Source organism: Acinetobacter sp. BWR-L5 (genome assembly GCF_039655985.1).
Lineage (GTDB): Bacteria > Pseudomonadota > Gammaproteobacteria > Pseudomonadales > Moraxellaceae > Acinetobacter > Acinetobacter johnsonii.
Genome location: NZ_JAGFEV010000005.1, coordinates 68,360 through 83,673 on the forward strand (window position 1 = coordinate 68,360; position 15,314 = coordinate 83,673).

Below are 15,314 nucleotides of genomic sequence, written 5' to 3' on the forward strand. Positions count from 1 at the left end.
TCTTTTTTTATATCTGAAATAAGCTTAACGCACAATGCCGCGCTCTGATTGCTCTAATGAATCGATGAGCAATTGTGCTTCAGCAACTTCAGGCAAAATTTCTGCACGGATACGTTCTAAAGCCTGCTCTGTCGTCAAACCTTCTTTATAGATCAGTTTAAATGCTGTACGTAAACCTTGAATCACATTTTTAGACCAACCTTTACGACGCATACCTTCAACATTCATCGCAAAAGCATGTGCAGGATTACCAGAAACCATCACATAAGCAGGTACATCTTTCACAATCAATGACGCACCACCAATCATGCTATAAGAATCAATCTTACAGAATTGGTGTATACCCGAGTTACCGCCGACAATCACATAGTCACCTACGTGAACATGGCCAGCCACGCCGACGTTGTTTGCAAAAATATTATGATCACCGACCACGCAGTCGTGCGCAATATGTGTATTCACCATCAATAAATTATGGCTACCAATCTTGGTTATACCGTGATCCTGAACCGTACCACGGTGTAAACTACAATGCTCACGAATTTTATTATGGTCACCAATTTCTAACCAGGTTTCTTCACCTGCATATTTTAGATCTTGGCAGACCTCACCCACGCTTGCGAATTGGAAAATTTCATTGTGTTCTCCAATACGCGTATAACCACCGACCACTACATGCGAATGTAACTGCGTACCTGCACCAATAGTGACATTTGGACCAATAATACAATACGGTCCAATCTTTGCATCTGCTGCAATCACGGCAGATGCATCGATGATTGCTGTTGGGTGAATAAATTCGTTATTGCTCATGATTGCTCTATTTTCTGATGCGAAACCATAATTTCCGCAGATGCTGCTACTACACCGTCAACGGTGGCAATACAATTATATTTGTAAATACCACGTTTCTGCATGACCAATTCTGATTTTAACACCAATTGGTCGCCTGCAACGACTTGCTTTTTAAAGCGAACTTTCTCTGCACCTGCAAACAAGAACAAAGAACCTTCACTTGGTTTCTCATTGTTCATTATGAAACCAAGAATACCTGAAACTTGCGCTAATGCTTCGACAATCAAAACACCAGGCATAATTGGATAATTAGGGAAATGGCCTTGAAGAAATTCTTCATTAATAGACACATTTTTATACGCCACAATTCCATTTTCAGTCACATCAACAACACGATCGACCAATAAAAAAGGATAGCGGTGTGGTAAGTACTCACGAATAGTTTGAATCGTCATTGGCAATTCAGGTTTCGTGAAACTAGTAGAATTCGACTCAGTCATCATATTTCTATTTACGCAATTTAATTGTTGATTCAAGGGACTCAATTTGAGCCTGCATATGATCAAGTTTTTTTACCAATTGGGTCAATGGCACATCTGCTAATTGTCTTAAACGAACAACGGTGCGTTTCCACTTTTGATTTTCAAACAGTCCAATTCCTGAAGAATACGTTCCGGCCACAGAAATATTATTTGTGACCATTGACATTCCAGTTAAAGTGACATTATCAACAATATTTAGGTGCCCTGCAATTGCAGACCCACCACCTACGATGCAATTTTTGCCAATGGTTGTACTACCCGCAATTGCGGTATTGGCAGCAAAAGCAGAATTGGCACCAATTTTAGCGTTATGGGCGATTTGCACAAGGTTATCAATAATGACACCATCTTCCAAAATTGTGTCATCCAATGCACCGCGATCAATACTACAATTTGAACCAATCCGTACATCATTACCGATGATGACCGAACCCAATTGAGCAATTCGATGCCATTTCCCTTGATAAGGGGCAAAACCAAAACCTTCACTACCAATCACAGTATTGGCATGAATACGAACACGATCGCCAATTTTGCATGACATCAAATTTACATGCGATTCAATTAAACCGCTGCGGCCAATTTCAACCCCATCATGTATGCTGACATGTGAATGGATAATCGTGTCATCGCCAACAACGCAATTTGCTCCAATGACCACATAATGTCCAATATAAGCTGTATCTGAGATGATTGCAGAAGGATGTATCTGCGCAGTGCTTTCGATGCCCTGTTCAGTGTGCTTAACCTCAAAAGCATGGGTTAAAATGGCAAAGGCTAAATAAGGATTGGTAACAACAATAAAGTTTTGATGTTCTACCAAGTGATCTTTCAGATCAGCTGTAACAATGAATGCTCCAGCTTTAGACTGCTGTGCTTGCTCTAAGTATTTTTCACCATTTACAAATGCAAGATGTCTAGATTCTGCCGAATCTAGACTTGCTAATCCCTTAAGGATTAAATCAGCTTGACCTACACACTCACCTTGGACTAAACGAGCAAGATCTTCTAAGCGATACTGTTGAGGATTCATTGATTACTTAATTGCGTTAACCTTTTGAATCATTTTATCAGTTAAATCATACTTAGCGTCATAGGCAAGTGCTGAGTTTTTATTCAAAACAACATCTAATTGATTTTCTTTACGCAATTGTTCAGCAACTTGCTTCACTCGACCATCAAATACAGTACGTACTTGCTGAATAGAGCTTTGCACACTGCTTTGCATGGTTTGCTGCAAAGTATTGAACTCGTTCATTTTGGTTTGATACTGAGTCACCATTTTTTGCTTATCCGTAGCGCTCAGCTTATCACCTGTTTGTAAACGCTGTTGTAAGTCTTGAAGCTCTTTACTAAGTTGATCAAGCTTCGTACTTTGCGGTTGAATTTTCTGTTGAAAACTCGAATTTTGCTGTTTTAAATAGGTGCTATTTTCAACAACACGCTCAAGATCTACCACACCATAGCCAGCAGCATTCACCACTGTAGAAGTTAATGTTGTAAGTGTTAAAGCTGTAAGAAGTTTTTTCATATTTATATCTTTCATGTAGAGAAAAGGTCGACCTTAGAAGGTACGACCGATTTCAAATTGAATGTTCTTTGTTTCATCGCCATCTTTATCATTCAATGGGTATGCATAGCTAAGAGACAATGGACCAATCATGGTAATCCAAGTAAAGCCTACACCCACGCTATAGCGCATGTTAGAAACATCAAAACCAAAGTTGTCTTTACAGTATTGTTTCGCATCTACACCTGGGTCATTTGCCTCACCAGACATATACAACTTACCAGATGGCACATCACACTGTGTATCAAACACTTGCGCACCTTCAGCAAACAGCACTGGACGAACTTGACGTGTCCAATCCCCTTTAAATGGCAAAGGCAAAGCCAATTCTGTACCAAATTGAATCAGCGCATTACCACCCACTTCCTCATAGTCATTATCTTTAGATCTTGATTCGCTATAAGTCACACCTGGATATTTCGGACCTAAGGTACTGTTATCATAACCACGTACCGAACCAAAACCACCAGCATAGAAGTTTTTATAGAATGGTAAGTCATTACCATAACCCAACTTACCATAGCCACGAAGTACGAAGTCTTTACCTAATGGGAAATACGCCTGAGCATCATATGTCAGTTTCTGATATTCAACATCACTACCCGGTAATGCAATTTCACCATTTACACGATGCGACATACCAGATGTAGGGAACACCGGACGGTTTAAAGTGTTATATGACCAACCCAAGTTTAAGTTATACGTTAGGAAATCACCGTTAAATTCATTATCATAATCAACAGTCTGACCATTACATTTCGTACCAGTTATTTTTGTTGGATCAGCAGGGTCCTCATACAAGTTTTCTATAGTACCAATACAAACATCTTCAGCTTTGCCAGTTGCCTTACCGCCATGTGCCAGCAAGTAATCACGTACATAGGTCGATACATACGGACCTGTGGTGACTTCAGTTTGGTCGATGTTTAAACCCGCACTAATGCTTTGGTTTTCATCAATTGGATAACCGAAATTGATACCACCACCAAAACTGTCCGTCACATAGTTGTTGACGTTATAGTCTTCATCCAACTTGGTTTTACGGTAGTACATGTTATAACCACGACGTACACCATCAATCGTAAAGTACGGATCCGTCACACTTAGGTTGTAGTAATCTTGTGTTTCTGAGCGGGATAAATCAATTGCAACAGAGTTACCTGTACCCATGAAATTGGTTTGACTTAAACCTGCTTGGAAGGTTACACCACCACTTTGTGAGAAACCAACTGCTAAAGTACTGGTACCTGAGTGTTGCTCTTCTACATTAATATTTAGATCAACTTGGTCGGCTGTGTTCGGAACACGTGCAGGTTTGATATCTACAGTCTTAAAGAAACCTGTGCGCTCTAAACGAACTTTAGATAAATCAATTTTCTCATTACTTGCGAGTGCACCTTCCATTTGGCGCATTTCACGACGTAATACTTCATCCGCAGTTTTCGTGTTGCCAGTAAAGTTAATACGACGCACAGTCACTTGCTGACCTGGATTCACATAATAATTTAAATCCACCAGATGAGTTTCTTTATCGATCTGAGGCACGACGTTCACTTCTGCATAGTAATAACCTGCATTACCGTATTTACGTAGAAGCAACTGTTTAACAGCATTCACTTTTTCTTGTGAATAGATATCGCCATCTTTATAAATTTGCAAAGCTTTCAGTTCTGCTGGGGTGTATAAAGCATCGCCCAAAAATTTAGTTTCGCCAAATTTAAACTGTTCGCCTTCATCCACTGAAACTTCAACAAAAATATTCTTTTTATCTTCACTTAAATTTAAGCTTGAGTGATTGATATTAAAGTTGATATAGCCTTTGTTTAAATAAAGTGCACGTAAAGACTCTAAGCTTGCAGCCATCTTTTCACGTGCATAACGGTCATTGCGTGAAATAATGGACGTCCAACCACTTTCTTTTACCGCAAACGCTTGTTCAATTTCGCTTTCTTTAAATACGGTATTACCAATAATATTGATATCTACAACTTTTGCAGCCTTACCTTCAACAAACTCAATAGTAAGATCTACACGGTTGTTCGGCTTCGCTGTTGTCACAACTTTAACATCAGCATCATAACGACCTTGCTGCATGTACTGTTGTTCAAGCTCAGACTCAACCGTCTGTAGCGCTGATTTTTTCAGCACTTCACCTTCGGTAATCCCCATCTTCTTCAAGCCTTCTTCCAAGGCCTCTTTAGGAATGAGTTTATTACCTTTAAATTCAACTTTAGAAATTAGTGGACGTTCGACAACTTTGAAAACCAGCGTATCACCCTGCTTTTCTGTTTTAATGTCATCAAACAAACCTGTTGCATATAAACTACGAATGGCATTGGCAAGTGCTGCATCGCTCACACGATCCCCACTATTCAACGGAATCATTCCATAGACATTTGCTGGCGTTAAACGAACAAGTCCATCAACCTTAATATCACGTACTATATAATCTTCTGCTGCATATACTTGTTGTACTGTTGCCATAGCACTGATGAGCGCCAAAGGCATAAATAAATGTGTGTGCTGCATGCCAGTTTTTTCCGATGTAAAATTTAATTCCGTATCTACGCTTTTTTACAAACGCATAAAATCATTGAATAGTGCCAAAAGCATCATACTTCCGAGCAATACCATACCAATTTTTAAACCAACCAATTGTATTTGTTCAGAAACAGGTTTACCACGTATTAGTTCTATAAAATAATAGACCAAATGTCCACCATCAAGCATAGGAATAGGCAATAAATTTAATATCCCTAAACTTACACTCATCAGTGCCATAAATGAGATAAAAGTTTGCCAACCCATTTCCGCACTTTGTCCTGCGACTTTGGCAATCGTGATCGGTCCTGATAGGTTGTCTAGACCAATCAAACCGCGCACCATTTTCACAATCGAGTTCAAAATCATACTCGACAGTTGACCGGTTTTATCCACCGCCATCATGAAGGCTTCAGCAGGATTATATTGTATCGTTTGTTTATATTCTGTAGGAATACTGATTTTCCCAGGGTCACTTTGTACACCTAAGACACCAGAAACCTTGCCCATATTGTCGCGCTTACCTTGCGGCATCACCTCAAGTTGTACTAATTTATTTTGACGAAGCACATCAATTTTTAACAATTTCTCAGGCGAGGCTTGAACCACTTGAACTACATCAAACCAATCATTCATCTTGATGCCATCAATCGCGACAATTTTGTCACCTTGTTGCATACCCTGACGAATGGCTGCACCATCTTCACTCAACTTAGTCACAACTGCAGGAATTTTTGGTCGATAAGGCGTAAAACCCAGAACATCAAGCGGAGACTGTGTTTGATCTTTCAAGAAGTTTTGAATAGGTAAACTAAACGTTTTAACTTGTCCCGCACGTTCGGCCTGAATTTGGATTGATCCCGTTTCACCCACACGATCAACCAAGGCAAAATTCAATTTTTCCCAAGTGGGTGTCGTTAAGCCATCAACAGCGGTAATTTTATCACCCACTTGCATTTGAACTTGTGCTGCAGGGGTATTAGGTAGCACTTTACCCACACGTGTATTCAATTGTTCTTGTGCAGGTAAAAATAAAATCCAAAACAGTAAAATGGCGAATGCCAAGTTAATCAATGGACCCGCCGCAACAATTGCGATACGCTTCCAAGGTGACTGACGATTAAACGCTTTGGGCGCATCCTCTTCAGCAACATCACCTTCACGCTCATCCAGCATTTTGACATAACCACCCAAGGGCAATGCCGAAAGCTGATATTGAATACCTGACTTTTTAGAGGTCCACTTTAAAACCGTTGGCCCAAAACCAATGGAATAAACTAAAACTTTTACGCCCAATTTACGCGCAACAAAATAGTGCCCAAACTCATGTATTGCAATAAGTGGGCCTAAAAGCAAAATTGCCGCAACAATCATAAACAAGGCGCTCATGCTTAAATTCCTATATTCACCACATATTGCTGAGCAACATGACGTGCGTTTCGATCAGCTTCTAAAATAACATCAAGTTGTGTTGCTGCTTGATGTGGGATGGTATTCAAAGTGTGTTCAACAATAGCAGGAATATCCATAAACCCCACCTGTTGATTTAAAAAGGCAGCAACCGCAATTTCATTGGCTGCATTTAAAATCGCAGGGGCCGTACCCCCAGTTTTCATCGCTTGACGTGCCAAGCTTAATGCAGGGAATCGATGCGTATCAGGCGCTTGAAAATCCAACTGATGATTTTTAAATAAATCTAAAGCTGGAACATGGGTTTGAATACGCTCAGGCCATGCCAACGCATGTGCAATCGGCGTACACATATCAGGATTTCCCATTTGCGCCAATGTTGAACCATCTACATATTGCACCATGGAATGAATAATACTCTGCGGATGCACAACTACTGTAACAAAATGTTCTTCGATTGAAAAAAGATGACAAGCTTCAATTAGCTCTAACCCTTTGTTCATAAGGGTCGCCGAATCAACCGAGATTTTCTGCCCCATCGACCAATTAGGGTGTTTGCACGCCTGGGCAGGCGTTACATTATGTAATTCATCTAAACTATGTTTTAGAAATGGCCCACCGGATGCGGTCAGAAGAATACCAGAGACTCCGAGTTTCGGCTGTCCGTGACGCTCAGCTTGTAAATAGGTCTGCGGCAAGCATTGGAAGATTGCATTATGCTCAGAATCTACAGGAAGTAAAAGAGCCTGATGATCATGAGCAGCCTGCATCATGATGTCACCCGACATCACCAGCGCTTCTTTATTTGCCAAAAGAACACGCTTTCCTGCTTTTACCGCTGCTAGCGTCGGCATTAAACCTGCAGCACCAACAATGGCCGCCATTACCACATCTACTTCTGGATGTTCTGCAACTTCGATGAGACCTGCCTCATCCGCCAAAATTTCAATGTTTTGTAAATTGGCTGCGAGGAGAAGTTGGCGCAGTTCATCCACTTTAGCTTGAGGTACAACTGCAATTTTCGGTTGAAACTGCTGACAAATATCAACAAGCTCTTGTATCCGACTATGTGCGGTAACAGCAAACACAGAATAGCGTTCAGCATGTTGATGCAATATTTTTAAGGTGCTCTGCCCAATCGAACCTGTAACACCTAAAATACAAACAGATTGAGACATTTACAAATCTACGCCAATAAGTTTTAACACATATACACCCGCAGCAAAGATAGGTGCAGCAGCCAGTAGCGAATCAATACGATCCAACACCCCACCATGCCCTGGCAAAATACGACCTGAGTCTTTAATTCCAGCACGACGTTTAATCATAGACTCAAACAAATCACCGAGCACCGAGCTAAATACAGTCACTACAGATAAAATAAGAAATAATAAATGCTGTGCGTACGTTAGGTCTAAATAGAGGATTTCAACAGCGACCACAATGATCATGGCCGTAATCACACCACCATAGAGACCTTCCAACGATTTATTTGGACTCACTTCAGGTGCAAGTTTACGCTTACCCAGTTTACGCCCAACAAAGTATGCCCCGCTGTCAGCACCCCATACCAATAAAAACAGGTACATCAGCCACCATGGAGACATCTTCCAGAGTGCAAAAATAGCAGTCACAGCCGAAGATATCAGAACAATCCCAACCACCTTAAGGGTTGAATTATACCAAGCATCATAATTTGGATAGGATTTAACCCAATACAGACTGAGCAACCAGCATAGAATAGAGGCAGCCCAAAGTAGAAGTGCAATATCATTAAAGTATAAGGCAAGTGTAGCAAGGCCAGCACTTAGTAAACCAAAACCCCATGCTAGAGGTTTATTAACATTTTTTGTTGTACGGGGCATGAGTTTAAACCACTCATAGCCTGCAACCCCTGCCGCAATAATCATCAGCACAAACATTGGATAGTGTGACTGGGTTGCAAACATACAACTCAGTACAACGGCCACCAAAACCAATGCGGTTATAATCCGCTCTAACATTTATTAGTTCTCAATTTTATCTTGTAGAATTTGTTCCGTCGTTTTCCCGAAACGACGTTCACGCCCACCAAATACAGCCAAGGCGTCATCAAACTCTTCTACACTAAACTCTGGCCAAAGAGTCGGAGTGAAGTAAAGCTCTGCATAAGCTGCTTGCCACAACATAAAGTTCGATAAACGAAAATCCCCGCCTGTACGAATCAATAGATCCACAGCGGGTAAATCACTCAAACTAACGTATTGGCCAAAAACATGTTCATCAATTTGCTCAGGATCTAACGTTTGAGATTGAACAGCAAGTGCAATCTGCTTAGCCGCATGCGCCATATCCCACATCCCACCGTAACTAATTGCGATGGTCAAAGTCATCTTGTCGAAATTAGCAGTGTCTTGTTCGGCATGCAACATTAAGTCACGCAATTGCGGAGATAATTTAGAACGATCACCAATAAAACGTAAGGACATTTGATATTGATGCATACGAGGCAACTGTTCATGAATCGTGTCTTCCAACAGTTTCATGAGCAAATCAACTTCAGCTTGAGGGCGCTTCCAATTTTCACTCGAAAAAGCAAAAACGGTTAATGCTTGAATATTTTTTTTTCGACAATGTTCAACAATCGGGTCAAGGACATTTTTTCCTTCACGGTGACCATCGCCCTTTTGCATTGCATTTTTTTTGGCAAAACGATTGTTGCCATCCATGATGATGGCAACATGTTTTGGAAGAGTAAGCTTATCTTCTGAATCGGTCATTATACAAGTTAGACCTTCAACAACTCAGCTTCTTTATTCGCAAGACGTTTGTCGATTTCAGCAACAAACTTATCTGTGATTTTTTGAATATCATCAGATGCACGACGTTCATCATCTTCAGAAATTTCTTTTTCTTTCAACAATGCTTTGATGTCGCCCAGTACATCACGGCGAATATTACGTACTGCAACTTTTGCATTTTCAGCTTCGTTACGTGCAACTTTTTGCATGTCACGACGTGTTTCTTCCGTCAATGCAGCCATTGGAACACGAATCGCATCAGCCGTAATTGGGTTTAAGCCCAAATCTGACTCACGAATCGCTTTATCAATTGCCGCAACCATCGTACGCTCAAATGGCTGAACCAACAATGTACGCGAGTCTTCAACACCCACGTTTGCCACTTGGTTTAATGGCACATCTGAGCCATAGTAAGGAACCATTACCCCGTTTAAGATAGATGGATGCGCACGTCCAGTACGAACCTTGGCAAAACCATGTTCTAACGAGTCAAGTGACTTGTTCATACGGTCTTCTGCGTCTTTTTTAAGATCGTTAATCATGTGATCTTCCTTACTTAATTCGAAAAGATATAAATTCTAAAATAGCGTGTAGTATAAAGAGCTTTCGAGGTCACGTACATTAGTTCGTTACGTGAGTACCCTCTTTTTCACCCATAACCACTGAAAGCAATGAACCTGCTTTATTCATGTCAAAGACTTGAAGCGGCACATTGTGGTCACGACACAAGCAAATCGCTGTTAAATCCATCACACCCAATTTCTCATCTAACACTTGGTCAAAAGTTAAGGTGTCATATTTAACGGCATCATCGTATTTGCTTGGGTCTTTGTTGTAGACACCATCAACTTTCGTTGCTTTTAGGATCAGGTTGGCTTCAATCTCGATACCACGTAAGCATGCTGCTGTATCTGTGGTAAAGAACGGATTACCTGTACCTGCGACAAACACACAAACTTCACCTTGTGTTAGATGACGAATGGCATCACGACTTGAGTATGATTCAACTACAGCACCAATTGGCAATGCTGACATCAAACGAGTTTTGATATTACGGCGTACCAAAGCATCACGTAATGCCAAACCATTCATCACGGTTGCAAGCATACCCATTTGGTCACCGGTTACACGACCAACCAAACCATCTTTTTGTAATTGACTACCGCGATATAAGTTACCACCACCCACAACAATCCCGACCTGCACACCCAAACCCACTAAGTGCGCAATTGCCAAAGACATTTGATCAAGTACTTGAGCATCAATACCCATATCTTTATTTCCAGCCAATGCTTCGCCAGAAAGTTTCAGTAAGATGCGTTCAAAACGTGGTTTTTTAGAATCCAACATCGCAATAACTCCAATATCTAAATTTTAAAATTTTATTTGTGTCTTAATTCGATTTAATCGAAATCAATTGTGCATACAGATCATATTCATCTGCATCGGTAATTTCGACTTCTAACAAATCGCCTGATTTAATCTGGCTTTTATCAATATCTTCCACAAAGACATTGCCATCAATTTCAGGAGCATCTGCGTATGAACGTGCAATCGCAACTGGGAATTCTTCATCCAGTTCATCGACTAGCACCGTCATTTTCTGACCAACACGCTTTTGAAGTTTCGCAGCAGAAATCGCCTGTTGCACTTCCATAAAGCGCTCATAACGCTGTTGCTTAATCTCTTCAGGCACATGATCTGGCAAGTCGTTTGCTGTTGCACCTTCAACAGGTGAATAGGTAAAGCAGCCTACGCGATCAAGTTGTGCTTCTTTTAGCCACTCAAGCAAGATTTCAAAATCTTCTTCAGTTTCGCCCGGGAAACCCACAACGAAGGTTGAACGAATTACTAAGTCAGGACATTTTTCACGCCACAACTTTAAACGCTCAAGTGTATTTTCACTATGCGCAGGTCGTTTCATCAGTTTTAAAACTTTTGGGCTGGCATGTTGGAATGGAATATCCAAATAAGGCAAAATTTTGCCTTGTGCCATCAAGTCAATCACTGCATCCACATGTGGATATGGATAGACATAGTGCAAACGCACCCAAATACCCAGTTGACCTAAGGCCTCACACATGTCATAGAACTTTGTCTTAACAGGTTGACCATTCCAAAAGTCTAATTTGTATTTGGTATCGAGGCCGTAAGCAGAAGTATCTTGGGAGATAACGAGTACTTCTTTTACACCAGCACGTTTAAGCGCAGCCGCTTCTTCTAAAACAGAACCGACTGGGCGAGACACTAAGTCACCACGCATACTTGGAATAATGCAGAAGGTACAACGATGGTTGCATCCTTCTGAGATTTTTAAGTACGCATAATGCTTCGGCGTTAAACGAATCCCTTGTTCTGGAACAAGGTCAATAAATGGGTTGTGTTTTGGTGGCTCAGGCACGTATTGGTGCACAGCTTCCATCACTTCTTGATATGCAGCCGCCCCTGTCACTTTTAAGACATTTGGGTGCATTTGGCGAATTTTGTCTTCGTCTTTACCTAGGCAGCCCGTAACGATTACACGACCGTTCGCACTCATGGCTTCGCCAATGGCATCTAAAGACTCTTGCACTGCAGACTCAATAAAACCACAGGTATTTACAACAACTAAATCCGCACCGTCATAATCTGATGCTACATCATAACCTTCAGTCTTCAACTGAGTTAAAATTCGTTCGGAATCAACCAATGCCTTAGGACAACCTAAAGAAACAAAACCGACTTTGGGGGATTTCATGAATCTGCGCTCCACTAGAATGCGCGTATTGTATGTCTTTTCTGTTTATAAAAACAGATCGATTCCACACTCTTTGTTTAATGCACCAAAATAAAACCAACACTGTAGTAGAATTAACATAACGCACCATTTTAAGCCACTTTCGGTTTACTTGATTTTTAGAATCCGCTATATCTTTAGCTAATCGTTCATTTACAGCGCATTCCGCAAAAAAAGTGTGCTCATTTCACTATACAAAATCAAAGTTGGCGTGCATTTTGCTTTATTTGCATCAATTCAGTCCGCTATTTGGAACGGTTAATGCTTTATCAAGATGCCATTGCGCTATTTTAATACAGGATACATTCGCTAATGGATCACCCTATTTCTATCGACTATCGCCTTTTAGTGGACAATTTGACCACTGCGATTTTATTGGTCGACAGTAAATTAAATATTTTTTACTTAAATTCCTCTTGCGAAGCATTATTTGATATCAGTCTTTTACGTGCCTCTGGTCAACCTGCGCTTAATTTACTCCATGCACCCAATGATGAGTTCAATACAGAAGAAGCTCTTCTCAATACTTTAAACTCGGGACAACACTACACCCGCCGTGAAGCCATCATTAAGGTCAACTTTAAAGATATTCATGTTGACTATACCGTGTCACAGTTGAATTCAAATAAGCCCTATCATCCTTTGCTTTTAATTGAGATCAATCCGATTGATCGGATGCTCAAAATTTCCAAGGAAGAAAACTTCTTACAACAACATCAGGTCGCACGCCAACTCATTCGCGGTGTTGCACATGAAATTAAAAATCCGTTGGGCGGAATTCGCGGCGCTACACAACTGTTAGCGCGTAGCCTCAATGATCCGCAATATAGCGAGTTCACCGACATTATTATCAGTGAAGTCGATCGCTTACGTAATTTAGCAGACACCATGCTTGGTTCTCGTCAGCTCCCAAGTTATGAGTTGGTCAATGTACATGAACCTTTAGAGCGTGTCCGCTCACTCATTACCAATCAGACCAAAAAGAAAATTAAGATCACCCGTGATTATGATTTGTCATTACCAGAAGTGATGGCCGATCGTGATCAACTAATACAAGTCATGCTGAACATTAGCGTTAATGCAGTGCAAGCCATGACTGAAAATAAAGAGTTCTTTGTCGACCACCAACCTGAGCTGATGTTACGTACCCGTATTCAACGTTTAGTGACCATTAATGGTGTACTGCAACGCTCCGTAGTGCGGATTGATATCGAAGACAATGGTCCAGGCGTTCCAGAAGAAATTTTAGAATCTGTGTTTTACCCGCTGGTCACGGGTCGTGCTAAAGGCACAGGACTAGGTTTAAGTATTGCGCAAAATATTATGCATCAACATAACGGAATGATTGAATGTCAATCTGTTCCCGGAAAAACAACTTTTAGCTTATATATACCTTGGGAGTTAAACCATGTCGCGAAATAAAATATGGGTAATTGATGACGATCGCGCCATGCGCTGGGTGCTGGAAAAAACATTCAAAGAAGAAGGTTTCGACGTCACAAGTTTTGAAGAAGCTCAATCCGCTTTAGACCAGCTCAGTTTAGATGCACCCGATGTGATCTTGACCGATATTCGCATGCCCGGCATCGATGGCTTAACTTTTTTAGCGAAAGTTAAAGCCAACTATCCTGATCTACCTGTCATTATTATGACGGCTCACTCTGACCTAGAGTCTGCTGTTTCAAGTTATCAAACGGGTGCATTTGAGTATTTACCCAAGCCTTTTGACATTGATGAAGCATTAGCCTTGGTGAATCGTGCGATTCTGCACATCACCAAAATGCAGCAGCAAGAATCGGCAAAAACTGTACAACCGATTCAATCGACCGAAATCATTGGCGAGTCTCCTGCTATGCAGGAAGTTTTCCGTGCGATTGGTCGTTTGTCTCAATCACACATTACAGTGTTAATTAATGGTGAATCAGGTACAGGTAAAGAGTTGGTTGCACATGCTTTACACCGCCACTCACCACGTAGCAGTAAACCTTTTATTGCACTCAACATGGCTGCAATTCCAAAAGACCTAATTGAAACAGAGCTTTTTGGTCATGAGAAAGGTGCCTTTACAGGGGCAAATACACAACGCCAAGGTCGCTTTGAACAAGCCAATGGCGGAACACTGTTTTTAGATGAAATTGGCGATATGCCTTTCGAAACGCAAACACGTTTACTGCGTGTTCTAGCTGATGGCGAGTTTTACCGTGTCGGTGGGCATATCCCAGTAAAAGTGGATGTACGTATTGTCGCGGCAACGCACCAAGACTTAGAAAAATTGGTACATGATGGTCGCTTCCGTGAAGACTTATATCACCGTCTGAACGTGATTCGCATTCACATTCCAAAACTGGCGCATCGTAGCGAAGACATCCCAATGTTAGCGCAACACTTCTTGGCACGTGCAGGCAAAGAATTAGGCGTCAGCCCTAAAATCCTTCGCCCTGAAACGCAAGAATATATGCAACAGCTGCCTTGGCAAGGAAATGTACGTCAGCTCGAGAACACCTGCCGCTGGTTAACGGTCATGATTACAGGGCGTGAAGTTTATCCTGAAGACTTACCATCAGAGCTGAAGCAAATTCCAATTACCCGCTCAGGTGAAGATGCACAAGCAGCGCATAACCTTGATCGCATTGCAGTCCACCATTGGGATGAGTTATTAGGTCAATGGGCTGTGCAGAAACTAAAAAATGGCGAGATGAAAATCCTCGATATCGCCACCCCTATGTTCGAACGCACATTGATCATTGCTGCGCTCCAACAAACCCGTGGCCGTAAACGGCATGCGGCTGAGTTACTCGGTTGGGGGCGTAACACCCTTACGCGTAAACTTAAAGAGCTGGGTATGGATACCGCAGATGATGAAAGTGAAGAAGAAGCTTTAGAAAACTAAGGCAGATTCA

The 15,314-nt window shown here is 41.3% G+C and carries 14 protein-coding genes; 2 read left to right on the forward strand and 12 right to left on the reverse strand.

Annotation, left to right across the window (positions count from 1 at the left end; genetic code table 11):
- Positions 1-24: 24 nt before the first annotated feature.
- From lpxA to rimO, 12 genes are all read right to left on the reverse strand, one after another.
- A complete protein-coding gene (gene lpxA, locus JZ787_RS10230) occupies positions 25-813 on the reverse strand; it encodes an acyl-ACP--UDP-N-acetylglucosamine O-acyltransferase (RefSeq protein WP_125273303.1) in 789 nt (262 codons plus the stop codon).
- On the reverse strand, positions 810-1,295 hold the full coding sequence (gene fabZ, locus JZ787_RS10235) for a 3-hydroxyacyl-ACP dehydratase FabZ (RefSeq protein ID WP_010326983.1): 486 nt from the start codon (positions 1,293-1,295) through the stop codon (positions 810-812). Before fabZ ends, lpxA begins: the two co-directional genes overlap by 4 nt.
- Positions 1,296-1,302: 7 nt before the next feature.
- Entirely contained in the window at positions 1,303-2,370 is a 1,068-nt protein-coding gene (gene lpxD, locus JZ787_RS10240) for a UDP-3-O-(3-hydroxymyristoyl)glucosamine N-acyltransferase (protein ID WP_218288357.1), read from the reverse strand.
- A gap of 3 nt (positions 2,371-2,373) precedes the next feature.
- Positions 2,374-2,868 (reverse strand): OmpH family outer membrane protein, encoded by a 495-nt coding sequence (locus JZ787_RS10245; RefSeq protein WP_346312238.1) that lies wholly within the window; start codon positions 2,866-2,868, stop codon positions 2,374-2,376.
- Positions 2,869-2,901: 33 nt separating this feature from the next.
- Complete coding sequence (bamA, locus tag JZ787_RS10250; RefSeq protein WP_346312239.1) at positions 2,902-5,436, reverse strand: outer membrane protein assembly factor BamA; 2,535 nt, start codon at positions 5,434-5,436, stop codon at positions 2,902-2,904.
- Positions 5,437-5,481: 45 nt separating this feature from the next.
- Positions 5,482-6,837, reverse strand: coding sequence for an RIP metalloprotease RseP (gene rseP / locus JZ787_RS10255; protein ID WP_346312240.1), 1,356 nt, complete (start codon positions 6,835-6,837; stop codon positions 5,482-5,484).
- Positions 6,838-6,839: 2 nt separating this feature from the next.
- Complete coding sequence (ispC, locus tag JZ787_RS10260; RefSeq protein ID WP_346312241.1) at positions 6,840-8,036, reverse strand: 1-deoxy-D-xylulose-5-phosphate reductoisomerase; 1,197 nt, start codon at positions 8,034-8,036, stop codon at positions 6,840-6,842.
- Positions 8,037-8,861 carry a CDP-archaeol synthase gene (locus JZ787_RS10265; RefSeq protein ID WP_004981939.1) on the reverse strand — a complete coding sequence of 275 codons (825 nt, stop codon included), beginning with the start codon at positions 8,859-8,861 and terminating at the stop codon, positions 8,037-8,039.
- Between the two features lie 3 nt (positions 8,862-8,864).
- Positions 8,865-9,617 carry a polyprenyl diphosphate synthase gene (gene uppS / locus JZ787_RS10270; RefSeq protein ID WP_346312242.1) on the reverse strand — a complete coding sequence of 251 codons (753 nt, stop codon included), beginning with the start codon at positions 9,615-9,617 and terminating at the stop codon, positions 8,865-8,867.
- Between the two features lie 8 nt (positions 9,618-9,625).
- Entirely contained in the window at positions 9,626-10,180 is a 555-nt protein-coding gene (frr, locus tag JZ787_RS10275; RefSeq protein ID WP_010326990.1) for a ribosome recycling factor, read from the reverse strand.
- 79 nt (positions 10,181-10,259) lie between these two features.
- Positions 10,260-10,988 (reverse strand): UMP kinase, encoded by a 729-nt coding sequence (gene pyrH, locus JZ787_RS10280; protein ID WP_004696558.1) that lies wholly within the window; start codon positions 10,986-10,988, stop codon positions 10,260-10,262.
- Positions 10,989-11,031: 43 nt separating this feature from the next.
- Positions 11,032-12,375: a 30S ribosomal protein S12 methylthiotransferase RimO gene (gene rimO, locus JZ787_RS10285; RefSeq protein WP_004696556.1), complete on the reverse strand. Its 1,344-nt coding sequence runs from the start codon at positions 12,373-12,375 to the stop codon at positions 11,032-11,034.
- A 351-nt stretch (positions 12,376-12,726) separates the two neighbouring features.
- Here rimO and glnL point away from each other — a divergent pair, with 351 nt between their 5' ends.
- The gene (gene glnL, locus JZ787_RS10290; RefSeq protein ID WP_004696555.1) at positions 12,727-13,836 is read left to right on the forward strand and encodes a nitrogen regulation protein NR(II); all 1,110 of its coding nucleotides are present in this window, start codon (positions 12,727-12,729) and stop codon (positions 13,834-13,836) included.
- Positions 13,823-15,304, forward strand: a complete 1,482-nt coding sequence (glnG, locus tag JZ787_RS10295; protein WP_346312243.1) for a nitrogen regulation protein NR(I) — start codon at positions 13,823-13,825, stop codon at positions 15,302-15,304. Before glnL ends, glnG begins: the two co-directional genes overlap by 14 nt.
- Positions 15,305-15,314: the final 10 nt, after the last annotated feature.